Genomic DNA, 632 nt, shown 5'->3' with positions numbered 1-632 from the left:
TTGACCGGTGAACTGGATGTCGCCGCGCTGGGTGCGGCGCTGCACGACGTGGTCGCCCGCCACGAGGTGTTGCGCACGGTGTATCCGGAGACCCCCGATGGTCCGGTGCAGGTGGTGCTACCCGCGGGGCAGGTGGCGCTGGATGTGGCCGCGCATGCGATCGGTGTGGACGAGGTCGCTGGCGAGGTCTACGCGCTGGCGGCGACTCCCTTCGACGTGACCGCCGAAGTGCCCGTGCGGGTGCGGCTCCTGCGGATCGCGGATGTGGCGCGGGAGCACGTGCTGGCGGTGGTGGTGCATCATATTGCGGCGGATGCGTCGTCGATGGGTCCGTTGGTGCGGGATGTGATGGTGGCGTATGCGGCGCGTACTTCGGGTGGGGTTCCGGGGTGGTCGCCGTTGCGGGTGCAGTATGCGGATTATGCGTTGTGGCAGCGCGAAGTGTTGGGTGATGAGAGCGATCCGGCATCGATCGCGGCGCAGCAGATCGCGTTCTGGCGTGTGGAGTTGGGTGGGTTGCCGGATCTGCTGGAGTTGCCGACGGATCGGCCGCGTCCGGCGGTGGCGTCGCTGGCCGGTGGGCGAGTGGGTATCGAGATCGACGCGGCGACGCACGCGGGGCTGGTGAACCT

At 68.7% G+C, this 632-nt stretch carries 1 protein-coding gene; it reads left to right on the top strand.

The window, feature by feature from the left end; genetic code table 11:
* On the top strand, positions 1-632 hold a 632-nt coding region (locus tag ON21_RS30165), incomplete at both ends, for a condensation domain-containing protein (protein ID WP_039803554.1).

Source organism: Nocardia araoensis NBRC 100135 (assembly GCF_000308435.1).
GTDB classification, from domain to species: Bacteria; Actinomycetota; Actinomycetes; order Mycobacteriales; family Mycobacteriaceae; genus Nocardia; species Nocardia araoensis.
Note: the sequence above shows the minus strand (reverse complement) of the source record. Positions and strands in the feature narration are given on the sequence as shown.